Source organism: Variovorax sp. CCNWLW235 (assembly GCF_037204085.1).
GTDB lineage: Bacteria > Pseudomonadota > Gammaproteobacteria > Burkholderiales > Burkholderiaceae_C > Variovorax.
Map to the genome: position 1 here is coordinate 391,143 of NZ_JBBCBW010000001.1, position 22,440 is coordinate 413,582.

Here is a 22,440-nt window from a genome sequence, read left to right on the forward strand (position 1 = left end):
CACTCTTCGAAGTGCCACCATGACCCTGACCCAAAGCCTGCTCATCATCGTCTTTCTGATCGCGATGAGCGCATTCTTCTCACTTGCCGAGATCACTCTTGCCGCGTCGCGGCGCCTGCGCCTGCGCCAGATGGCCGACGAAGGCGACGCCCGGGCCGAACGCGTGCTGCGCGTGCAGGAGCAGCCAGGCCACTACTTCACGGTGGTGCAGATCGGCCTCAACGCGGTGGCCATCCTCGGCGGCGTGGTGGGTGAGGGCTCGCTCAGCCCGTACTTCGCGCGCTTCTTCGAGAACTGGATGAGTGTGGAAGCCTCGGCGAACATCGCTTTCCTGTGCTCGTTCGTGATCGTCATTGCGGTGTTCCTGGTTTTTGCCGACCTGTTCCCCAAGCGGCTCGGCATGAGCGACCCAGAGCGCATTGCGGTGCGCATGGTCGGGCCGATGCTGCTGCTGATCACGGCGTTCAAGCCGCTGGTGTGGCTGTTCACACGTTCGACCGACATGCTTTTCAAGGTGCTGGGCATGCCGCTGGTGCGCGACGACAAGATCACCTCGGCCGACATCCTGGCCATGACCGAAGCCGGGGCGCGCGCGGGCGTGCTCGCGGTGCGAGAGCAGCAGGTGATCGCCAATGTGTTCGAGCTGGACACGCGCCTGGTGAGCAGCGTGATGACGGTGCGGGACAACATCGCCTGGTTTCTCCACGACGACCCGGAATCGGTGCTGCGCGCGCGCATCGTGGCCGAGCCTTTCTCGGCCTACCCGGTATGCGACGGCGACATCGACCACGTGCTCGGCTACGTCGACGCGAAAGACATGTTCCAGCGCGTGCTCAGCGGCCAGCCGCTGGCCTTCGACAAGGGGCTGCCGCTGCACAAGGCGCTGGTCATCCCCGACCGGCTGTCACTCACCGAAGTGCTCGAGCAGTTCCAGCAGGCGCATGAAGACTTCGCGATCATCGTCAACGAGTACAGCCTGGTGGTGGGGGTGATCACGCTCAACGACGTGATGAGCACGGTGATGGGCGACCTGGTGTCGCTGCCGGACGAAGAGCAGATCGTGAAGCGCGACGAGAATTCATGGCTGATCGACGGCGTGACGCCGATCCAGGATGTGCAGCGCGCACTGCACATCGACGAGCTGCCGCATTCGGACGAATACGAAACCCTGGCGGGCTTCCTGATGGTGATGCTGCGCCGCGTGCCCAAGCGCACCGACAGCGTGAGCTGGGGCGGCTATACCTTCGAGGTGATGGACGTCGACAGCTACCGCATCGACCAGGTGATGGTGACAAGAACTTAGCTCACCCCCAGTCTGCGCGCACTTCGTGTCGCTTCGCCAACCCCTACCGGGGGCAACACCAGCGGCCCGGCAAAGCCGGTTCCGCGGTATTCCTGGAAGGGGGCAGGATCGCCTTAGGCGGCCGAGCGATCCACGAAGGTCCAGAGGCGCTGGTTGGCAAACACGGCGTTGGGGTACGGTGACTTGCCGCGGCTGCCGTTGTAGCGGCCGAGCGTCATGTACAGGTCGCCCTTCTCGCGGTCGAGGTAGTGGCGCAGGATGACGCAGCCGAAGCGCAGGTTGGTTTGCATGTGGAACAGCTTGGCGGGGTCGCTGTCGCCGATCACGCGGGTCCAGAACGGCATGACCTGCATGTAGCCTCGCGCACCGGCGCTGGACACCGCGAACTTGCGGAAGTTGCTCTCGACCTGGATCAGCCCGAGCACCAGGCTCACGTCGAGGCCCGAGCGCTTGCTCTCGTACCAGACGGTCTGCAGGAACTCCTTGCGCGTGGGCCAGTCGGCAATCTTCTTCTTGAGGCGCTCGCTCATTTCGCCGAGCCAGCGCAGATAGTTCAAGCGGGCTTCGGTGCTCGAAAACTCGGGAACCGGCGGCGCCTTGTTGTGGATGGCCGAACTCAGCGCGGTGCGTACCGAGTCGATCAGCGGCTCTTCGATCTGCGCGCCGGCATGGGCGGCTTGCGGCAGCGACAGCGCCGCCAGGGCGCCCGCCGCCGCGGCGGCGCCCAGGCACTGGCGTCGCGAGAGGCCGCCCTCCACGCTCATTTCGCGAGCTTGCCGGTGATGAACTCGGCGATGCCGGCGGCCGGCACCTTGGTGGCCGCGGTGTCGCGTCGATGCTGGTATTCCAGCTGGCCTTCCTTGAGGCCGCGGTCGGAAATGACCACGCGGTGCGGCACGCCGATCAGCTCCCAGTCGGCGAACATCGCGCCCGGGCGTTCGCCCCGGTCGTCCAGAAGCACGTCGACACCGGCTGCGAGCAGTTGCTCGTAGAGCGCCTCGGCGGCCACCTTGACCTCGGGGCTGCGGTCCATGCCGATGGGGCAGACCACCACGGTGAACGGCGCCAGCGCGTCGGGCCAGATGATGCCGCGCTCGTCGTGGTTCTGTTCGATGGCGGCGGCGGGCAGGCGCGTGATGCCGATGCCGTAGCAGCCCATCTCGAGGAACTGCGGCTTGCCGGCTTCGTCGAGGTAGGTGGCGTTCATGTCCTTGCTGTACTTGGTGCCGAGCACGAACACGTGGCCCACTTCGATGCCGCGCTCGATGGCGAGCACGCCCTTGCCGTCGGGCGAGGCGTCGCCCGCCACCACGTTGCGCAGGTCGGCCACGAGCTCGGGCTCGGGCAGGTCGCGGCCCCAGTTGACGCCGGTCATGTGGAAGTCGATCTCATTGGCGCCGGTGATCCAGTCGGCCATGACGGCGACTTCGCGGTCTGCCACGAGCTTGACGGCCTTCTTGAGGTTCAGCGGGCCCAGGTAGCCGGGCTTGCAGCCGAAGTGGTCTTCGATCTCGGCCAGGGTCGCGAAGCGGAAGCCCTTGTCCAGGCCCGGCACCTTGCTGACCTTGATCTCGTTCATGTCGTGGTCGCCGCGCAGGAGCAGCAGCCACACCTGCGAGCCCTTCAGGTTGCCGGTCTCATCGACGATGTCGGTTGCCAGCACCAGCGATTTGACGGTGGTCGAGAGCGGCACGCCGAGCAGCTCGGCCACGTCGGCGCAGGTGCTCTTGCCGGGGGTGGGCGTTTTCTCAAGCGCCTTGGCCGCGGCCGCGCGCGGGCCGGCCGGGGGCAGCGCCTCGGCCTTTTCCATGTTGGCGGCGTAATTGCTCTCGGGGCAATAGACGATGGCGTCTTCGCCGGTCGCGGCAATCACCTGGAACTCTTCGCTCAGGTCGCCGCCGATGGCGCCGCTGTCGGCCGCCACGGCGCGGTAGCGCAGGCCGAAGCGGTCGAAGATGCGGCGGTACGCATCGGCCATGACCTGGTAGCTGGCCTTGGCCGCGCCCAAGTCGCGGTCGAAGCTGTAGGCGTCCTTCATGATGAACTCGCGCCCACGCATGAGGCCGAAACGCGGACGGCGCTCGTCGCGGAACTTGGTCTGGATCTGGTAGAAATTCTTCGGCAGCTGCTTGTAGCTGCGGATTTCCTGGCGCGCGATGTCGGTCACCACTTCTTCGCTGGTCGGCTGGACCACGAAGTCGCGGTCATGCCGGTCCTTGATGCGCAGCAGCTCGGGGCCCATCTTGTCGAAGCGGCCGGTCTCCTGCCAGAACTCGGCCGGCTGCACCACGGGCATCGTGAGCTCGACGGCGCCGGCGCGGTTCATTTCCTCGCGCACGATGGCCTCGACCTTGCGGATCACGCGCAGGCCCATGGGCATGTAGGTATAGATGCCGGTGCCGAGCTTCTTGATCATGCCGGCGCGCATCATGAGCCGATGGCTCGCGACTTCGGCGTCGGCCGGCGCTTCCTTGAGGGTGGAGACAAAAAATCGGGAAGCTTTCATCGGGATCGCGCTGGTGGATTCAAAGTCGTAGGGAAAACAGGCGCCGGGAGAGACCTCCGGGAACCCGTGAGCCTCGAACTGGCCGCTTGCCGAGCGCAACCCGGCATGCATAATCGACTCAGTTCAAAAATTGGGGTTTGATTATGCTCGACCGGGACGGCTTCAGGCCCAACGTCGGCATCATCCTGCTCAACCAGAGAAACCAGGTTTTCTGGGGCAAACGCATACGCACGCATTCCTGGCAGTTTCCGCAAGGCGGCATAGACCGCGGGGAAAGTCCCGAACAAGCCATGTTCCGGGAACTGCACGAGGAAGTCGGGCTCCATCCGGAGCACGTGCGCATCGTGGCCCGTACCCGTGACTGGTTGCGCTACGAGGTGCCGGATCGGTTCATTCGCCGTGACGCACGGGGCCACTACAAGGGCCAGAAGCAAATCTGGTATTTGCTGCAATTGATCGGTCACGACTGGGACTTGAACCTGCGTGCGACCGACCACCCCGAGTTCGACGCCTGGCGATGGCACGATTACTGGGTGCCGCTCGATGTGGTCGTCGAATTCAAACGCGGCGTCTACGAGATGGCACTGACCGAGCTCGCTCGCTACCTGCCGCGGCAGGATTTCCGCAACCGTTTTCTGCGCAGCAATGTGCGCGCCCGAGAGTTCGAGCGCCACACGCCAGACGGCGGCGCGCCCGCGGGCCTGGACCTGCCGCCCGGCGGCAGTTTCGATCCGCATCCCGACATTCCTTCAGTGAGCGATGAACCTTCTTCTCCCGACAACAAAGCGCCTTTCCTTCCGTCGCAACGCTGAACGCGCCCTGCTTCTCCTGTGCGTGGCCGTGCTTGCCGGATGCGCATCGGGCAAGCACGACACCGACAACCCCGACTGGGCGCAGTCCGGCATGCCGCCGCCGCCCAAGCGGACCGAGGCGGACACCGAGTGGGCGGAAACCACGGCGCCACCGCCGCCCGCATTCAGCGAGAGCCGTCTGCTACCGATCGAGATGCCTCCCTACATGACGCTGAAGTTCGGCGTCGATCCGAACACCATCGCCATCACGCCGGACGGCATCGTGCGCTACGTGGTGGTGGCGCAGAACCGCAACGGCGGGGGCGCCAACGCGTTCTACGAAGGCGTGCGCTGCTCGACCGCGGAGATGAAGAGCTATGCCCGCTACAACAACGGGACCTGGCAGGAAACCAAGACGCCCGAATGGAAGCGCGTCGACGACCTGAACTCGCGCTACGCGAAGGCACTGTCGACCCAGGCGCTGTGCCGCGGCAATGCGCCGCGCAATTCGGTCGGGGACATGGTGCGAAACCTGCGCAATCCGGTTCGCGAAGTTCAGTGAAACAGTAACGGGGCCTTGGGCCCCGTTTTTTTCATCAGCTCGGCATCAACACCATGTTGTCGCGGTGCACCATCTCTGGCTCCGCAACATAGCCCAGCAAGCGTTCGAACTCCGATGAGGGCTTGCGGCACAGCAGGCGGGCTTCGACGCTCGAGTAGTTGGCAAGGCCGCGGGCCAGCTCGACGCCGTCGGTGTCGCGCACGGCAATCACGTCGCCGCGCGAAAACTCACCCGAGACGCCCGTCATGCCGATGGGCAGCAGGCTCTTGCCTTCTGCGCGCACCTTGGCCGCGGCGCCGGCATCGACGGTCACGGAGCCGCGCAGCTGCAGGTGGTCGGCCATCCAGCGCTTGCGGGCCTGGTGCTTGGCCGTCTGCGCAACCAGCAGCGTGCCGATGGGTTCACCGCGTGCCAGGCGCAGCAGGGCATCGGGCTCCCGACCCCAGGCAATCACGGTGGAAGCGCCGGAGCCGGCCGCGCGCTTGGCCGCCAGGATCTTCGTGATCATGCCGCCGCGGCCGAGGCTGGAACCCGCTCCACCCGCCATGGCTTCGAGCGCGGGATCGCCCGCCGCCGCCTCGTGCACGAACTTGGCGTCCGGGTCCTTGCGCGGATCGGCGGTGAAGAGGCCCTTCTGGTCGGTGAGGATGACCAACGCATCTGCCTCGACCAGGTTGGCGACGAGCGCGCCGAGCGTGTCGTTGTCGCCGAACTTGATCTCGTCGTTGACGACGGTGTCGTTCTCGTTGATGACCGGCACCACGCCGAGCCTGAGCAGCGTGACGAGGGTGGAGCGTGCATTGAGATAGCGCTCGCGGTCGGCGAGGTCGGCATGGGTCAGCAGCACCTGCGCGCTGCCCATTTCGTTCTCGCGCAGCTTGGTTTCGTACATCTGGGCCAGGCCCATCTGCCCGACGGCCGCGGCGGCCTGGAGTTCGTGCACCTCGTGCGGCCGAGTGCGCCAGCCGAGGCGCTTCATGCCTTCGGCAATGGCGCCGCTCGACACCATCACGACCTCTCGTCCATCGCGCACCAGCGCCGCAAGCTGACGGCACCATTCGCCGATGGCGCGTTCGTCCAACCCCCGCCCCTCATTGGTGACAAGGCTCGAGCCCACCTTGACGACGATTCGGCGGGCGTCCCGCAAGGCAGTGGATCCGGAATTCGAGGTCATTTGAGGCTGTGGCGGTCGGTCTTGAAAGCTGCTTGTTCTGCTATCTGTAGAAAGCCTGTCGCATCGGCCTCGAAGCGGGCATCGGATGCCCCGACAAGGCCGCGCGGCTCTCAGTTTGGATCGGGCGGCAATTCAGCGAAGCGCGGATCGACCTCGGCCGGAACCTGTTCGGCCACCTGCTGCGCCTTGATGTGCTGATACACCGCCTGCACCAGATGCTCGCAGCCCTCGCGCGTGAGCGCGGATATCTCGAACACCGGGCCCTTGAAGCGCATGCGCTTCACGAAGTCCTTGATGCGCGCCGCGCGCTCGTCGCCGGGCACCATGTCGAGCTTGTTGAGCACGAGCCAGCGCGGCTTCTCGTAGAGCGCCGTGTCGTACTTCTTCAGCTCACCGACGATAGCCTTGGCCTGTGCCACGGGATCGACGGACTCGTCGAACGGCGCGAGATCGATCACGTGCAGCAGCAAGCGGGTGCGCTGGAGGTGGCGCAGGAACAGATGGCCCAGGCCGGCACCCTCCGAGGCGCCTTCGATCAGGCCGGGAAGATCCGCGACCACGAAGCTCTGCTCCGGGCCCACGCGAACCACACCCAGATTCGGATGCAGCGTGGTGAAGGGATAGTCGGCAATGCGCGGGCGCGCGTTCGAGATGGCGCTGATCAGCGTCGACTTGCCCGCGTTGGGCATTCCGAGCAGGCCGACGTCGGCAAGCACCTTGAGTTCGAGCTTGAGGCTTTTCTTCTCGCCGGGCCAGCCGGGCGTTTTCTGGCGGGGAGCGCGGTTGATGGCGCTCTTGAAGCGCATGTTGCCGAAGCCGCCATCGCCACCCTTGGCAATGGTGATGACTTCGCCTTCCTTCAACAGCTCGTAAAGCACTTCACCGGTCTCGGCATCGCTGATGATGGTGCCGACGGGCATCTTCAGAACGATGTCGTCGCCGGCCGCGCCGAACATGTCGGAGCCCATGCCGTGCTCACCGCGCCTCGCCTCGTGGCGGCGCGAATAGCGGAAGTCGACCAGGGTGTTGAGGTTGGAATCGGCTACCGCGTAGACATGGCCGCCGCGGCCGCCGTCGCCACCGTTGGGGCCGCCGAATTCCTTGTATTTTTCATGACGGAACGACACGCAGCCGTTGCCGCCATCGCCTGCGGCGATGTCGATGAAGGCTTCGTCGACGAACTTCATGGGGTATCCAGTGTACAAATGAAGAAGCCCCGGCAAAGCGGGGCTTCGAGCTGATCGAAGTGACCTGGGCTTATGCCGCGGGGGTCACGTTGACCATGTGCTTGTTCAGTGCGCCCTTGACGCCGAACGACACGTGGCCGTCGACCAGTGCGAACAGCGTGTGGTCCTTGCCCACGCCGACGTTCACGCCGGGGTGGAACTGGGTGCCGCGCTGGCGGACGATGATCGAGCCTGCGCTGATCAGTTCGCCGCCGAAAGCTTTCACACCGAGCATCTTGGGCTTGGAATCGCGCCCGTTTCGCGTTGAGCCGCCGCCTTTTTTCTGTGCCATGGAATCTGCTCCTTAGCCGGCGATCGCGCCGATTTGCAGTTCGGTGAACTGCTGGCGATGGCCTTGACGTTTCTGATAGTGCTTACGACGGCGCATCTTGAAGATGCGAACCTTGTCGTGCTTGCCGTGCGACAGTACCGTGACTGTCACCGTTGCGCCGGACACCAGGGGCGTACCAACCTTGATTTCGCTGCCGTTGCCGACTGCGAGAACCTGATCGATCACGATTTCCTGGCCTACATCCGCAGCAATCTGTTCTACTTTAATTTTTTCGCCGGAAGCAACGCGATACTGCTTGCCGCCGGTTTTTATGACCGCGTACATGTGAACCTCTTGGGAATATGAGCTCTACGGCGAATTCCGCAGAGCCCTAGATTCTAGCACGGTTTGCACGCGCTAACATGGTTTCAGCCCAAGCCGGCCCCGGACGACCTCCCGCTCGTCCCTATAATCTGCGCCTTCCGGCCTCGTGCCGTTGCTACCTTCCGCACTCAGACGCGCCGCGCGCAAACGCTTTGCCAGTTCACGCCGCCGATACCTCCCCCACCGCCACTGTGCTGGATTTGATCGCCGGCGACATGGTCGAAGTCGACCGTGTGATTGCGCGGCGCCTCGATACAGGTGTGCCCCTGGTCAGCCAGGTTTCCAAATACATCATCTCCGCCGGAGGAAAGCGCCTGCGACCGGCACTGCTGCTGCTCATGTCAGGGGCCCTCGGGTACACCGGCGAGCAGCGCTTCAACCTGGCGGCGGTGGTGGAGTTCATCCACACAGCCACGCTACTGCACGACGACGTCGTCGACGAATCGACCCTGCGGCGCGGGCGCCCCACAGCCAACGAATCGTTCGGAAATCCGGCCAGCGTGCTGGTCGGCGACTTCCTGTACTCGCGCGCCTTCCAGATGATGTTGGATGCGAACAACATGCGGATCATGCAAATCCTGGCCGAAGCGACCAATGTGATCGCCGAAGGCGAGGTGCTGCAGCTGATGAATATGCACGACGCCTCGCTGGACGAAGCCGCCTACCTGCGCGTGATCCGCTCTAAAACCGCCAAGCTTTTCGAAGCCAGCACGCGGCTTGCCGCCGTTCTGGCCGGCGCGCCCCCCGAAGTCGAGGAGGCCTGCGCCACCTACGGTCAAGCACTGGGCACAGCGTTCCAGGTCATCGACGACGTGCTCGATTACGCCGGGGATGCGCACGAAACAGGCAAGAACGTAGGCGACGACCTTCGCGAGGGCAAGACCACGCTGCCACTGATCTTTGCCATGCGCCGCGGCAACGCCGAGCAGGCCGAACTGGTGCGCGCGGCAATCCAGGCAGGCGACACGGCCCAGTTGGGCAAGATCGTGGAAATCGTCCACAGCACAGGGGCGCTGGAAGCATCGCGCGCCGCGGCCGCGGACGAAGCGAAACGTGCGATTCACGCACTGCGCGACTTTCCGTCCAATTTGCACGCCGACGGTTTGCTACAATTGGCGGCTCAGTTGCTTGAGCGACGTGCCTGAACACCTCACAAGAGTTGGCAAGGACGGACTTTCTCTTTTTTGCAACCAATCGGGGTGTAGCTTAGCCTGGTAGAGCGCTACGTTCGGGACGTAGAGGCCGGAGGTTCGAATCCTCTCACCCCGACCAGTCTTTGAGGCTGGCACCAATAATGCCCGTGCCTGTTGCTGTGTAGCGATTTACAGGACGCGGGTGTTCAGCGATGATCGTGAAGCATTTTTTCACATCTTTTGCAATTCGCTGAATGGCTGCCGCCGAACTTCCTGTTAAAGAAAACACGCAAATCGCCCTTCCGGGCCTTGCGCGCGCCTTGGTTTCGGCCGGCAAGCTTCCTGCAAAGACAGCGGAAGACATCTATCAGAAGTCGCTGAGCAGCCGAACCAGCTTCATTGCAGAGCTGACCGGCAGCGGCGCCGTCTCGGCCGCCGACCTGGCCCACACGCTTTCTTCCGCCTTCGGCGCCCCGTTGCTCGACCTGGACGCGATCGACCACCAGCGGCTACCCAAGGACCTGCTCGACCCGAAGCTGTGTCTTGCATACCGCATCGTGGTGCTCAGCAAGCGCAACAACCGTCTCATCGTTGCAACAGCCGACCCCTCCGACCAGCAGGCGGTGGAAAAGATCAAGTTCGCATCCCAGATGGGCGTGGACTGGGTCATTGCCGAATACGACAAGCTGTCGCGCATGATCGAGGCCGCCGCGGTCAGCGCGTCGGAAACCCTCAACAATATCGTCGGCGGCGGGGATTTCGAGTTCGACGACGTCACAGCGGATACCTCTGGCGATACGAACGAACAGGCGGCGATCGCCGAAGTCGAAGATGCCCCTGTCGTCCGGTTCCTGCACAAGATGCTGCTCGATGGCGTCAGCATGCGCGCATCGGACATTCACTTCGAGCCGTACGAGCACAACTATCGGGTACGTTTTCGCATCGACGGCGAACTGCGCGAAATTGCCAGCCCGCCAACGCTCATCAAGGACAAGCTGGCCTCGCGGATCAAGGTCATCTCCCGACTCGACATCTCCGAGAAGCGCATCCCGCAAGACGGGCGCATGAAGCTCAAGATCGGCCCCGACCGCGTGATCGACTTTCGCGTGAGCACCCTGCCCACGCTGTTCGGCGAGAAGATCGTGATCCGTATTCTGGATCCGAGCAGCGCGCGCCTGGGCATCGATGCGCTCGGCTACGACGCGGACGAAAAAGAGCGGCTGCTGAACGCGATTGGCCGCCCCTACGGCATGGTGCTGGTGACGGGCCCCACGGGTTCCGGAAAGACGGTGTCGCTCTACACCTGCCTGAACCTGCTGAACCAGCCCGGCGTCAACATTGCCACGGCAGAAGACCCGTCTGAAATCAACCTGCCTGGGGTGAACCAGGTTAACGTCAACGAACGCGCCGGACTCACGTTCGCCGCCGCGCTGCGCGCCTTCCTCCGGCAGGATCCCGACATCATCATGGTGGGTGAGATCCGGGACCTCGAAACGGCCGACATCTCGATCAAGGCCGCACAAACAGGCCATCTGGTGCTTTCGACGCTGCACACGAACGACGCGCCGACCACGCTCACGCGCATGCGGAACATGGGCATCGCGCCGTTCAACATTGCTTCGAGCGTCATCCTGATCACTGCGCAGCGGCTGGCCCGCCGCCTGTGTCATCTCTGCCGCGCGCCGGCCGACGTGCCGCGCCAAGCCCTGCTCGACGCCGGCTTCAAGGAAGAAGAGCTCGATGGTTCCTGGAAGCCTTATCGTCCGGTCGGTTGCTCCGCGTGCAACGGCGGCTACAAGGGCCGGGTCGGCATCTACCAGGTGATGCCGATCTCCGAAGCCATCCAGGCCATCATCCTGCGCGACGGCAGCGCGTTGGACATTGCGCGCCAGTCCGAAGCCGAGGGCGTTCGCTCGCTGCGGCAATCCGGGCTCAGAAAAGTCATGCAAGGGCTCACCTCACTCGAAGAAGTGGTGGCGGTCACCAACGAATAACGAACACACCGTAAGAAATCGGAGATCGAATGGCAACAGTGGCATCCAAGCGCACTTCAAACACACTCAAGGAATCCGTCTACGAGTGGGAAGGCAAGGACCGCAACGGCAAGCTGGTGCGCGGCGAACTCCGTGCCGCCGGCGAGAACCAGGTGCAGGCCGCGTTGCGGCGCCAGGGCGTTCTTGCATCCAAGATCAAGAAGCGCCGCATGCGCTCGGGCAAGACGATCAAGCCCAAGGACATCGCGATCTTCACGCGCCAGCTGGCCACGATGATGAAGGCGGGCGTTCCGTTGCTGCAGTCGTTCGACATCGTGGGCCGGGGCAACGCCAACCCGAGCGTTGCCAAGCTGCTGAACGACATCCGCAGCGACGTGGAGACCGGAACTTCGCTTTCGGCGGCCTTCCGCAAGTTTCCGAAGTATTTCGACAACCTCTATTGCAACCTTGTGGAGGCTGGTGAAGCCGCCGGTATCCTGGAAGATCTGCTGGACCGTCTTGCCACGTACATGGAGAAGACCGAGGCGATCAAGTCCAAGATCAAGTCGGCGCTGATGTATCCCATCTCCGTGGTCGTCGTGGCTTTCGTGGTGATTGCGATCATCATGATCTTCGTCATTCCGGCATTCAAAGAAGTGTTCACTTCCTTCGGCGCAGATTTGCCTGCACCCACCCTGATCGTGATCGGGATCAGCGAATTCTTCGTCTCGTATTGGTGGCTGATCTTCGGCGGGATCGGCGGCGGACTTTACTTCTTCATGCAGGCCTGGAAGCGCAACGAGAAAGTACAGCGGGTGATGGACCGTGCGCTGCTGCGCGTTCCGATCTTCGGCACTCTCATTGAAAAATCCTGCGTGGCCCGCTGGACCCGCACCCTGGCTACCATGTTTGCAGCCGGCGTTCCGCTCGTCGAAGCGCTCGATTCAGTGGGTGGCGCGTCGGGCAACACTGTTTACGGCGACGCCACGGCCAAGATCCAGCAAGAAGTCTCGACCGGCACCAGCCTCACCACGGCCATGACCAACGTCAACCTGTTCCCCTCGATGGTGATCCAGATGACGGCCATCGGTGAAGAATCCGGTTCCATCGACCACATGCTCGGCAAGGCCGCCGATTTCTACGAGTCCGAAGTTGACGACATGGTGGCCGGCCTCTCGAGCCTGATGGAGCCCATCATCATCGTGTTCCTGGGCACGATCATCGGCGGCATCGTGGTGTCGATGTACCTGCCCATCTTCAAGCTGGGCCAAGTCGTTTGATGCTGGTTTCGCGGGAGTTCGACGCCGCTTTCGCCGGCGTGCTGGGCCTGCTGGTCGGCAGCTTCCTGAATGTGGTGATCTACCGCACCCCGGTGATGATGTACCGGGGCTGGCTGGCGGATGCCGTTGCCAATCTCATGTCGTCCAAGGATGCACCATCGCTCTGGGCGCTGGTGTTCGGGCCGAAATCAGCGCCTCCTGCGGGGCTTGAAGCCGCGGCAGACAAGGCCGCCTTGGCCATCGCGAACCTGCCGCCTTTCAATCTGGCCCAGCCGGCTTCGCGTTGCGGGGCTTGCGGGCACAAGATCCGGTGGTACCAGAACATTCCGGTGCTGAGCTACCTGGTGCTGCGAGGGCGTTGCGCTGCCTGCAAGACGTCCATCAGCCCACGCTATCCGCTGGTCGAACTGATCACGGGTGCGCTCTTCGCCCTCTGCGGCTATCGCTTCGGCCTGACGCCCACCGGCGCGCTCTGGGCGGCGTTCGCGGCGCTGCTGGTGTGCCAGTTCCTGATCGATTTCGATACGCAGTTCCTGCCGGACTCGCTCAACTACCCGCTGATCTGGCTGGGACTCATCGGTGCGGCCATGGGCTGGACGGGCGTTGCGTTGAGTTCGGCGGTCTGGGGCGCCGTGTTCGGCTACCTGGGCCTCTGGCTTGTGTACCATGGTTATCGCCTGACCACAGGCAAGGAAGGCATGGGATATGGCGACTTCAAACTTCTGGCTGCATTGGGCGCATGGCTCGGGGCCGACTATCTCATCGCCATCGTCCTGGTTTCGTCGCTGGTGGGCGCCGTGATCGGCCTGACGCTGCGGCTTGTCGGCAAGCTGGCGCACAAGGATATCCCGATGGCGTTCGGCCCCTTTCTCGCCGGTGCGGGGCTGGTGTGCCTCGTCGCGGGTCCTGAAGTCGTGCGGCAGTGGATTCCTTTCGCCTTTCCGCTCGACCCATTCATCCGTTGAAGAGCGCGTGATGCGGCGCATCGGCCTGACGGGCGGAATCGGAAGCGGCAAGAGCACTGTCGCGGCGTTGCTGGTCGCCGAGGGCGCCGTGCTCGTCGACACCGACGCCATCGCGCGCCGCATTGCAGAACCCGGCGGCATTGCAATGCCCGCCATCGAAGCCGCATTCGGCCGCACCGCGATTGCGACGGATGGCGGCCTCGATCGCGCCGGCATGCGGCAGCTCGTGTTCGCCGACAGCAGCGCCAGGAAGCGCCTGGAATCGATCCTCCACCCGCTGATCGGCGCCGAAACGGAACGCCTGGCCGCAGCCGCAGGGCAAGCCCCAGTCGTTTTCGATGTGCCGCTTTTGGTCGAATCCGGCCGCTGGCGCGCCAACGTCGACAGGGTGCTGGTGGTCGACGCGACCGAGGAAACGCAGTTGCGCCGTGTCATGGCGCGCTCGGGCTGGACGCCCGATGCCGTGCGCGCCGTGATCGCCCAGCAGGCTCCGCGCAGGCTGCGCAGGGCGGCCGCGGATGCGGTCATTTTCAACGAGTCGCTCTCGCTGGAGGAACTCGGCAGAGAGGTACGGAGTCTCTGGAAGCTGTGGGCTTCGCCCGGCACGCGATAATTCGAGACTTGCCGCAGCAGCGGCTGCACAACGATCAAGACAGAGAAGGCGCCACCGGGGTGCCATTCCCCGCGATGCTTTTCAACTCGTATCCCTTTATTTTTGTCTTCTTCCCGCTGGTCCTGATCGGATTCTTCCTGATCGGCAAGCGCAATGCCCGGGCCGCCGCCGGGTTTCTTGCCCTGGCATCGCTGTTCTTCTACGGCTGGTGGAGCGTCAAGGCGCTTCCGCTGCTGCTGGCGTCGATCTGCATCAACTATTGGTTCGGCCTGCGCCTGACCCCCGCTCCAGGGCGGGACGAGCGCAAGCGAAAGTCCCTGCTGATCATCGCGCTGGTGGTCAACCTCGGCGTGCTGGCGATCTTCAAGTACGCCAACTTCTTCGTTTCGAATGTGAACGACGGACTGGCCGCGGCAGGCCTCTCGCAGATCCCGCTGCTGCATATCGTGCTGCCGATCGGCATCTCCTTCTATACCTTTACCCAGATCGCCTTTCTGGTCGACTGCTGGCAAGGCAAGGTGCACGAGCGCAGCTTCATTCACTACGTGCTGTTCGTCACCTATTTTCCGCACCTGATCGCCGGCCCGGTGCTGCATCACGCGCAAATGATGCCGCAGTTCGGCAACCCGTCCACCTACCGGGTCAACGCCGGCAACATTGCGCTGGGCCTGGGCATCTTCACTTTCGGGCTGGCCAAGAAGATGCTGATCGCCGACCCGCTCGGGCAGTATGCGGACATGATGTTCAAGGGCGTTCACGAGGGCGTGCTGCCCTCGCTGTACACCGCATGGCTCGGTGTGCTTGCCTATACGCTGCAGATCTATTTCGACTTCTCGGGCTATTCGGACATGGCGGTCGGCCTGTCCCTGTGCATGGGCGTGCAGCTGCCGCTCAACTTCCGCTCGCCGTACAAGTCGACCAACATCATCGAGTTCTGGCGCCGCTGGCACATCTCGCTCTCGAACTTCCTGCGCGACTACCTGTACGTGCCGCTCGGCGGCAACCGCAAGGGCCCGGCCCGGCGCTACCTGAACCTGTTCCTCACCATGCTGCTGGGCGGCCTTTGGCATGGCGCCGCGTGGACCTTCGTAATCTGGGGCGCGCTGCACGGCCTCTTCCTCATGGTCAACCACCTCTGGAACGCCACCGTTCGTCGCGGAAAGACAAGCTCGTCGCGCCTCGGTCGCGTGCTCGGATGGTTCATCACGTTCCTGTGCGTGATGGTGGCGTGGGTGGTGTTCCGCGCGGACAGCATGACGGCGGCCATCGAGATCTACAAGGGCATGCTGGGCATGCACGGCGTGATTCCCAGCGCTTTCGGAGAGTTCAAGGTGCCGTTCCGCAAGCCAGAGTTCTTCCAGACCATGCTGGCCGGCCTCGTCATCTGCCTGGCGCTGCCCCCGACCATCACGCTAGATCGCTGGATCCCTTCCGTAGCCGCATTGGCTGGGCGCCCCGCGCTCAACCGCATCGCAACGGTGCTGACGGCGCTGGGATGCGTTTTCCTCTTTGGCCTGTGCGTGTCGAAATTCGGCAACTACAGTCCCTTCCTCTATTTCCAGTTCTGACATGGAAGACACGAAACCGGCCCGCATGTGGCTCGCCATCTTCGTCGCAGGCTTTCTTGTCTGCGCCGCGCTGCTGGTCACCAGCCTGCTGACCCCCGTTCCCTATGGCGACCTGACACGCATCGGGCGCATTTCCGAACGCGATTTCGGATGGCACCATCCGCCCCCGCCGATTCCTGACGCCAATATCAAGGCTTCCTCGATCCAGGAAGCCGATGTGCTTGTGATCGGCGACAGCTTCTCGGTCCGCTATGCCTGGCAGTCGCCACTGGTCGGGGCCGGCTACCGCGTCGCCACCGCGCATTGGGACAAGACCGGGCCGATGTGCAGCGACTTCTCGGAATGGGTGCGCAAGTCCGGCTTCAAGGGCAAGGTTGTCATCATCGAGAGCATCGAACGCCTGCTCCAGGGGCGCATCGAGGACTCGAAGGAGTGCTCGACCATGAAGCACGCCTTCGTGCCTTCGCCTCCCCCGTTCGAAAATCCAGCCAAGCCGGCGCCTACCGAGTTCCGCCTGAACTGGGACGCAGAGCTGCTGAGGGGCTGGCTGACCTATCGCAATACCCGAGCCATCGAACGCTCCGAGAGCTGGACCAACACGCCGGACCGCTGGGGTCCGCTCATCGACGCGCGCACCGTTCCCGACGGCTGCAAGCAATTCAGCCATGTGGCTTGCAACAAATTGCTCATGACGGCCGAAGACCGCCTGATGGCGCCGCTCACCGCCGACTCCGCCACTTTCATGGCGAAGTTCACGGAAAAAATGGCGCCGTCCCTGCGCATCATCTGGATGGTCGTGCCCAACAAGAGCACGGTGTACCTCGACCAGAACCATGCCGCCGCGTTCCGCAGCACGTTCAACGACCTGAAGATCGGGCCCGATCTTTTTACACTGTCCGAGCAGAACCGCTTCAAAATCACGGACCTGTATCCTGCCAACGAAACGCACGTTTCCACCGCCGGGTATCTGCTCTTCGGTCAGCGTATGCTGGAGGCTGTGCGCGAAGTGCAGCCCGCCCCGGCGGCCGCGAAATCGCCTTGAACTCGTCCCTCACATGAACCCGAACGCGTGATCCTTTACGAGTACCCATTCAACGAGCGCATCCGGACCTACTTGAGGCTGGAGCACCTGTTCCGCCGCCTCGGCGAGTTGGTGCCCGCGGAATCCGCGCTCTCCCATCATTTCGCCCTGGTCACGATTTTCGAGATCATGGACGTTGCCGCGCGCGCCGACCTCAAGGCCGACGTCATGCGCGACCTCGAAAAGCACAAGAACGTCTTCAACAGCTACCGGGGCAACCCGGCGATCGCCGAGGCGGCGCTGGACCAGGTCGTCACCCAGCTCGAGCGCAATTTCGCGGCACTCAACAGCGTGTCCGGCAAGGCCGGCCAGGCGCTGACCGAAAACGAGTGGCTCATGAGCATCCGCAGCCGGGCCGGCATTCCGGGCGGCACCTGCGAGTTCGACCTGCCCGCCTACTACGCCTGGCAGCACCGCAGCGCGGCGAGCCGGCGCACGGACCTGGAGCGCTGGTCGAGCACGCTCGCCCCGCTTGCCGAATCGATCTACCTGCTGCTCAAGCTGCTGCGCGAGGCCGATGTGCCCTACAAGGTGATCGCCACCCATGGCCAGTTTCAGCAGAACCTGCCTCAGGGGCGCAGCTTCCAGTTGCTGCGCCTGCGGATCGACCCGGCACTCGGACTGGTTCCCGAGATCAGTGGCAACCGGCTCATGGTTTCGGTGCGAATGATGCGCCACGAGGCAGACGACCGCCTGCACCAGAGCACGGAAGACGCCGCCTTCGAACTCACGCTCTGCGCCTGAGCGCAGCAGCGCGCCAAGACACACACGCCATGAGCAACGGCAGGACCCACAACGACATCGGCGAGCGGATTGTCCGCTGCCCCGCCTGCGGCGGCGACAGCATCTACGCCGCCAGCAACCCCTATCGGCCCTTCTGCAGTGCACGCTGCAAGGGCATCGACCTCGGCGCATGGGCCAACGAAGAATTCAGGATGCCCGCCGAAGAGCCGCCGGACGAAGAGACCTTCGGCGATCCCAAGCTGAAGCAGTAGGCGCTGCAGCGCCCCCGCGCTACTTCTTGGGCGCCGCGCCGCCGTCGCCCAGCAAGGCGCGATCCATGTAGGTTGCGAACGAGCGCGTGTACTTGGGCCTCAGATGGCCGGCATCCTTGTATGCGGGGGCACCGTCGGACATGGTGCGAAGGCATTGGCCGTCGGCCGTGCACAGGTTGGCGACCGCATCGATCACCTCCACGCCGCTCGCAATCCCGATCTCCCGCAGCTTGTCATTGAGTTCACGCTGGTCCTGAGGTATCGGCAGCGTCGGCATCGTGGTCGATACCTTCATGGACGTCAACCGACTGCCTTCGAGCAGACGCTTCGGCTCGAAATCGGGGGTCACCGGAATGTCGAGCAGCAGAAAAACCTTCTTGCCCTTGCCCGACAGTTCGCGCAGCAGCTGGCCGAGCGAGTCGAATGCCAGCGCCATGCCATCACCGCCGCGGAACTGATGGGTCGCGCCGCTCGCATCGCGGAAGTAATAGCCTGGCGCGCCGCCCGCGATGAAGTAGCAATTCCAGCAGCCGCCGATCACCACGGTGTCGATCTCGGGACTGCGAGCGAACTCCAGCACCGCCGTGCGCCGCTCGGCGCAGCCTATGTTCGCGTCCGCATAGACACCGGGAATCGGCGGGCAGGACCCCTGGGTCGCGAAATAGATGGTGTTGGCCTTGTCCGGCACAGTGCGCGCAAGTTCCTCGGCGCGCGGACCATACTGCTGCACATGGCTGTCGCCGATCAGCAGGCTCTTGCGCGGCCCGTTGCCGACTTGATAGAGCAAATGGCGCCCTAGTTCGTAATTCTTGAAATCGTCGTAGTAACCCACGTCGGCCGCCGCCTCGGAGATCTGCTGCAGACGAATGTCGTGATGGCGCGGTTGCAGCACGCCAGAGAAGACCACCAGGCCCACGACCACCAGCGCAATGCCCAGGCCCGCCAGCCAGCGCAGCAGGCCGGGGCTGGTGCGCGTGCGCGTGTAGCGCTCGACGAACCTGTAGGTCAGCCACGCCAGCACCACGCTCGCGACCACCGCGCCCGCACGCATGGGCAGCGAGGGCAACCCGTCGCTCAGGATCCGCGCATAAGCGAGCAGCGGCCAATGCCACAGATAAAGCGGATAGCTGATGAGACCGATCCACACCATCACCCGGTTCGACAGCAGGTACTTGTTCAGGAAACCCGTGGGCCCGGCCGCAATGCAGCTCACGGCCCCCAGCGTGGGCAGCAGCGCCCACCAGCCCGGAAAAGCCTTGTCGCCGCGGATCATCACCAGTCCGAGTCCGAGCAAGCCCACGCCGACGAAGGACTGCACGTGGCTGCGCAAGCGGCTAGGCGCTGCGGGCTTCAGCCGCATGCACGCCAGGATGCCGCCCACCATCAGCTCCCAGAAGCGCGAAGCCGGCGAATAGAAAGCCGCCGTACGAAACGGATGGATCGTGAGCACATTGACGAGAAACGACACCACCGCAATCGCCAGGATCACGCGGATCATCGGCCAGCGGCGGCGCCAGGCCACGCCCAGCAACACCGGCCAGAAAATGTAGAACTGCTCCTCGATGCCGAGGGACCACAGATGCAGCAGCGGCTTGGTTTCCGCGGCGGTATCGAAATAGCCGGCATCCGCCCAGAACACAAAATTGGCAAAGAAGGCCGCACCACCCGTGACCTGCTTGCCCAGCTGCGCAAACTCGTCGGACAGCAGCATGTACCAGCCGAAGCACAAGGTGGCCAGAAGCACCAGGATGAGCGCCGGAAAAATGCGCCGGATGCGTCGGGCGTAGAAGTCGCGGTAGCTGAAATCGCCCGCCACCTGGCTCTGCAGAAGAATGGTCGAGATCAGGTAGCCCGAGATCACGAAGAAGATGTCGACGCCGATGAAGCCGCCAGGCAGCACGCCCGGAAACGCGTGATAGATCACCACGGAGGCCACGGCAATGGCACGCAGGCCGTCTATGTCCGGTCGGTACTTGGGATGCAGCATCTATTGGGGGCCGTTGAACGCGCTGTGGCGGTTCTGATTATTTTTTGGCAAGCCTACGCGGCCTACCCGGCGGCATGAGGAAGTCCGCGCTCCTCGGCCAGCCATTCGAGCACCGGCATGGCGCCGGGCAGCACGGGCGTCACGTCCAGCGGCAGCTGCTGCCAACGCATTTCCTGCCCTTCGCGCATTTCAAATTCGCCGCTCCAGGCCGTCACCTTGCACCAGTGCAGCCGCACCAGCGCATGCGGATAGTCGTGCTCGGTGATCTTCCAGACCTCGGCGCCCGCAATGGTGATGCCGAGTTCTTCCTGCAGCTCGCGCCGCAGGGCCTGCTCGACCGTTTCGCCGGCCTCGATCTTGCCGCCCGGAAATTCCCAGAAGCCTGCATACGCCTTGCCTTCCGGCCGGGTCGACAGCAGCAATGCGTCGTCCACCGGACGGATCAGCACGCCGACGGCCACCTCGGTGTGCTTGCGGTCTTGGGGCTGCGGCTGCGCGCTCATGCGCTGGCCCGCCCGGCGTAGTCGCGCGCGAACTGGTAGGCCACGCGGCCGCTGCGCGAGCCGCGCTCGAGTGCCCAGACCAGCGCCTCGGGGCGTGCCGCCTCGATGGCAGCCTGGTCGACGCCGAAGGACGACAGCCACTGCGCAACGATGGCCAGGTATTCGTTCTGGCTGAACGGATAGAAGCTGACCCACAGGCCGAAGCGCTCCGAGAGCGAAATCTTCTCTTCGATCACCTCGCCGGGATGCACTTCGCCGTCCTCGGTGTGGGTGTACGAAAGGTTGTCCTTCATGTATTCGGGCAGCAGGTGGCGCCGGTTGCTGGTTGCGTAGATCAGCACGTTCGGCGTGGCCGCCGCGATCGAGCCGTCGAGAATCGACTTCAGCGCCTTGTAGCCCGGCTCGCCTTCGTCAAAGCTCAAATCGTCGCTGAACACGATGAATTTTTCGGGCCGCTGCGACACCACCTCGACGATGTCGGGCAAGTCGGTCAGTTCGGCCTTGTCGACTTCGATCAGGCGCAGCCCCTGCGGCGCATAGGCCTGCAGGCAGGCGCGGATGAGCGACGACTTGCCCGTGCCGCGTGCACCGGTCAGCAGCACGTTGTTGGCGGGCTTGCCTTCAACGAACTGGCGCGTGTTGCGCTCGATCTTTTCCTTCTGGACGTCGATTTCCTTCAGTGAATCGAGCGCCATTGCAGCCACATGCTTCACCGGCTCGAGCACGCCGTGGCCCGAACTGCGGCGCCGATAGCGCCATGCGATCGACGCGTTCCAGTCGGCAGGTGCAGCCAGCGGCTGCGGCAAGATCGATTCGATGCGGCCGATCAGCTGCTCGGCGCGCTCGATCAGCCTCTGGAACTGCTCGTTCATGACCTGTAGTCGGCGTTGATCGTGACGTACTCGTGGCTCAGATCGCAGGTCCACACGGTCTCGCTCGCGTTACCGCGGCCCAGGCCGATGCGAACCGTGATTTCGCTCTGCTTCATCACGCGCTGGCCGTCTTCCTCGCGGTACGACGGATTGCGCCCGCCTTTCACCGCCACGTGCACGTCGTCCAGGAACAGGTCGATGCCGGTCTGGTCGAGATCGGCAATGCCGGCGTAGCCCACGGCCGCCAGGATGCGGCCCAGGTTCGGGTCGCTCGCGAAGAAAGCCGTCTTGACCAGCGGCGAATGCGCCACGGCATAGGCCACTTGCTTGCACTCTTCCGGATTGCGGCCGCCCTCGACCTGGATGGTGATGAACTTGGTAGCGCCTTCGCCGTCGCGCACGATGGCTTGCGCGAGTTGGCGCGCCACGTTCTGCATCGCAGCCACGAGCGCTTGCCCTTCGGGCGAATCGAGCGACGTGATGGTTGCGTGCGCGGCCTTCTGCGTCGCGATGACCACGAAGGAATCGTTGGTCGAGGTGTCGCCGTCAATCGTCACGCGGTTGAAAGAAGCGTCGGCCAGGCGCTTGGCCAGCGGCTGGATCAGCGACGGATCGATCTTCGCGTCGGTGGCCATGAAGCCCAGCATGGTCGCCATGTTCGGGCGGATCATGCCCGCGCCCTTGCTGATGCCGGTGATGGTGACGGTGGCACCGCCGACCTGAGCCTGCTGGCTGAACGCCTTGGGAATAGTGTCGGTGGTCATGATGCCTTCGGCCGCACGCGCCCAGTGGTTCTCCGAAGCGTCAGCCAGCGCGGCGGGCAGGCCGGCTTCGATGCGGTCCACCGGCAGCGGCTCCATGATCACGCCAGTGGAGAACGGCAGGATCTGCTCGGGCGCGATTTCGAGGTGGCGCGCCAGTGCAATGCAGGTGGAGCGCGTGCGCATCAAGCCGTCTTCGCCCGTGCCGGCGTTGGCGTTGCCGGTGTTGATGACCATGGCGCGAATGCCGTAGTTGGCCGCCAGATGGTCGCGGCAGACCTGCACCGGCGCCGCGCAGAAACGGTTCTGGGTGAACACGCCTCCAACCGCCGAGCCTTCGTCGATCAGCACGACGGTCAGGTCCTTGCGGTTGGCCTTGCGCACACCCGCTTCGGCCACGCCGATGCGGACGCCGGGCACCGCGAACAAGGCGGCGGGATCAGGAGCGGACAGGTTCACGGGCATGGGAATTTCTCTTCCGGAGTTTCTGGG

Annotated in this window: 22 protein-coding genes and 1 tRNA gene; 13 read left to right on the plus strand and 10 right to left on the minus strand. The window is 64.0% G+C overall.

Annotated features, from left to right (window positions below):
- Nucleotides 1–19 precede the first annotated feature (19 nt).
- Nucleotides 20–1,303, plus strand: a complete 1,284-nt coding sequence (locus V9L21_RS01960) for a hemolysin family protein (protein WP_337308661.1) — start codon at nucleotides 20–22, stop codon at nucleotides 1,301–1,303.
- 113 nt (nucleotides 1,304–1,416) lie between these two features.
- Here V9L21_RS01960 and V9L21_RS01965 read toward each other — a convergent pair whose 3' ends face one another.
- Both V9L21_RS01965 and V9L21_RS01970 read right to left on the minus strand, forming a co-directional pair.
- Nucleotides 1,417–2,067 carry a lytic transglycosylase domain-containing protein gene (locus V9L21_RS01965; RefSeq protein WP_337308663.1) on the minus strand — a complete coding sequence of 217 codons (651 nt, stop codon included), beginning with the start codon at nucleotides 2,065–2,067 and terminating at the stop codon, nucleotides 1,417–1,419.
- Complete coding sequence (locus tag V9L21_RS01970) at nucleotides 2,064–3,809, minus strand: proline--tRNA ligase (protein WP_337308665.1); 1,746 nt, start codon at nucleotides 3,807–3,809, stop codon at nucleotides 2,064–2,066. The genes V9L21_RS01965 and V9L21_RS01970 overlap by 4 nt, the downstream gene beginning before the upstream one ends.
- Before the next feature lie 143 nt (nucleotides 3,810–3,952).
- Between V9L21_RS01970 and V9L21_RS01975 the strand changes: the two genes are divergently transcribed.
- Complete coding sequence (locus V9L21_RS01975; protein ID WP_126747149.1) at nucleotides 3,953–4,621, plus strand: RNA pyrophosphohydrolase; 669 nt, start codon at nucleotides 3,953–3,955, stop codon at nucleotides 4,619–4,621.
- Between the two features lie 22 nt (nucleotides 4,622–4,643).
- Nucleotides 4,644–5,162, plus strand: coding sequence for a CNP1-like family protein (locus V9L21_RS01980; RefSeq protein WP_337308667.1), 519 nt, complete (start codon nucleotides 4,644–4,646; stop codon nucleotides 5,160–5,162).
- A 34-nt stretch (nucleotides 5,163–5,196) separates the two neighbouring features.
- Here V9L21_RS01980 and proB read toward each other — a convergent pair whose 3' ends face one another.
- The 4 genes from proB to rplU form a co-directional block, all read right to left on the minus strand.
- Nucleotides 5,197–6,336: a glutamate 5-kinase gene (proB, locus tag V9L21_RS01985; protein WP_337308668.1), complete on the minus strand. Its 1,140-nt coding sequence runs from the start codon at nucleotides 6,334–6,336 to the stop codon at nucleotides 5,197–5,199.
- A 110-nt stretch (nucleotides 6,337–6,446) separates the two neighbouring features.
- Nucleotides 6,447–7,523, minus strand: coding sequence for an Obg family GTPase CgtA (gene cgtA, locus V9L21_RS01990; protein ID WP_337308670.1), 1,077 nt, complete (start codon nucleotides 7,521–7,523; stop codon nucleotides 6,447–6,449).
- A 70-nt stretch (nucleotides 7,524–7,593) separates the two neighbouring features.
- Nucleotides 7,594–7,854 (minus strand): 50S ribosomal protein L27, encoded by a 261-nt coding sequence (rpmA, locus tag V9L21_RS01995; RefSeq protein ID WP_028259150.1) that lies wholly within the window; start codon nucleotides 7,852–7,854, stop codon nucleotides 7,594–7,596.
- Nucleotides 7,855–7,866: 12 nt separating this feature from the next.
- A complete protein-coding gene (rplU, locus tag V9L21_RS02000) occupies nucleotides 7,867–8,178 on the minus strand; it encodes a 50S ribosomal protein L21 (RefSeq protein WP_028259151.1) in 312 nt (103 codons plus the stop codon).
- Nucleotides 8,179–8,369: 191 nt separating this feature from the next.
- Between rplU and V9L21_RS02005 the strand changes: the two genes are divergently transcribed.
- The 10 genes from V9L21_RS02005 to V9L21_RS02050 all read left to right on the plus strand — a co-directional run bounded on the left by V9L21_RS02005 (nucleotide 8,370) and on the right by V9L21_RS02050 (nucleotide 17,825).
- Nucleotides 8,370–9,362: a polyprenyl synthetase family protein gene (locus V9L21_RS02005; protein ID WP_337308675.1), complete on the plus strand. Its 993-nt coding sequence runs from the start codon at nucleotides 8,370–8,372 to the stop codon at nucleotides 9,360–9,362.
- 50 nt (nucleotides 9,363–9,412) lie between these two features.
- Nucleotides 9,413–9,489: transfer RNA gene (locus tag V9L21_RS02010), tRNA-Pro, on the plus strand.
- A 115-nt stretch (nucleotides 9,490–9,604) separates the two neighbouring features.
- A complete protein-coding gene (gene pilB / locus V9L21_RS02015; RefSeq protein ID WP_258502153.1) occupies nucleotides 9,605–11,344 on the plus strand; it encodes a type IV-A pilus assembly ATPase PilB in 1,740 nt (579 codons plus the stop codon).
- Nucleotides 11,345–11,373: 29 nt separating this feature from the next.
- Nucleotides 11,374–12,603 carry a type II secretion system F family protein gene (locus V9L21_RS02020; protein ID WP_337308677.1) on the plus strand — a complete coding sequence of 410 codons (1,230 nt, stop codon included), beginning with the start codon at nucleotides 11,374–11,376 and terminating at the stop codon, nucleotides 12,601–12,603.
- Entirely contained in the window at nucleotides 12,603–13,568 is a 966-nt protein-coding gene (locus V9L21_RS02025; protein ID WP_337308679.1) for a prepilin peptidase, read from the plus strand. The genes V9L21_RS02020 and V9L21_RS02025 overlap by 1 nt, the downstream gene beginning before the upstream one ends.
- A gap of 10 nt (nucleotides 13,569–13,578) precedes the next feature.
- The gene (gene coaE / locus V9L21_RS02030; protein WP_337308681.1) at nucleotides 13,579–14,181 is read left to right on the plus strand and encodes a dephospho-CoA kinase; all 603 of its coding nucleotides are present in this window, start codon (nucleotides 13,579–13,581) and stop codon (nucleotides 14,179–14,181) included.
- A gap of 74 nt (nucleotides 14,182–14,255) precedes the next feature.
- Entirely contained in the window at nucleotides 14,256–15,749 is a 1,494-nt protein-coding gene (locus V9L21_RS02035) for an MBOAT family O-acyltransferase (RefSeq protein ID WP_443304492.1), read from the plus strand.
- A gap of 25 nt (nucleotides 15,750–15,774) precedes the next feature.
- Nucleotides 15,775–16,791: a hypothetical protein gene (locus V9L21_RS02040; RefSeq protein ID WP_337308685.1), complete on the plus strand. Its 1,017-nt coding sequence runs from the start codon at nucleotides 15,775–15,777 to the stop codon at nucleotides 16,789–16,791.
- A 27-nt stretch (nucleotides 16,792–16,818) separates the two neighbouring features.
- A complete protein-coding gene (gene zapD / locus V9L21_RS02045) occupies nucleotides 16,819–17,574 on the plus strand; it encodes a cell division protein ZapD (protein WP_337308687.1) in 756 nt (251 codons plus the stop codon).
- A gap of 29 nt (nucleotides 17,575–17,603) precedes the next feature.
- Nucleotides 17,604–17,825: a DNA gyrase inhibitor YacG gene (locus tag V9L21_RS02050; protein ID WP_281151280.1), complete on the plus strand. Its 222-nt coding sequence runs from the start codon at nucleotides 17,604–17,606 to the stop codon at nucleotides 17,823–17,825.
- Between the two features lie 19 nt (nucleotides 17,826–17,844).
- Here V9L21_RS02050 and V9L21_RS02055 read toward each other — a convergent pair whose 3' ends face one another.
- From V9L21_RS02055 to argJ, 4 genes are all read right to left on the minus strand, one after another.
- Complete coding sequence (locus tag V9L21_RS02055) at nucleotides 17,845–19,812, minus strand: acyltransferase family protein (protein ID WP_337308689.1); 1,968 nt, start codon at nucleotides 19,810–19,812, stop codon at nucleotides 17,845–17,847.
- A gap of 62 nt (nucleotides 19,813–19,874) precedes the next feature.
- Complete coding sequence (mutT, locus tag V9L21_RS02060; protein WP_337308691.1) at nucleotides 19,875–20,315, minus strand: 8-oxo-dGTP diphosphatase MutT; 441 nt, start codon at nucleotides 20,313–20,315, stop codon at nucleotides 19,875–19,877.
- The gene (locus V9L21_RS02065; RefSeq protein ID WP_337308693.1) at nucleotides 20,312–21,187 is read right to left on the minus strand and encodes an ATP-binding protein; all 876 of its coding nucleotides are present in this window, start codon (nucleotides 21,185–21,187) and stop codon (nucleotides 20,312–20,314) included. Before V9L21_RS02065 ends, mutT begins: the two co-directional genes overlap by 4 nt.
- Nucleotides 21,184–22,413 (minus strand): bifunctional glutamate N-acetyltransferase/amino-acid acetyltransferase ArgJ, encoded by a 1,230-nt coding sequence (argJ, locus tag V9L21_RS02070; protein ID WP_337308695.1) that lies wholly within the window; start codon nucleotides 22,411–22,413, stop codon nucleotides 21,184–21,186. Before argJ ends, V9L21_RS02065 begins: the two co-directional genes overlap by 4 nt.
- Nucleotides 22,414–22,440 lie beyond the last annotated feature (27 nt).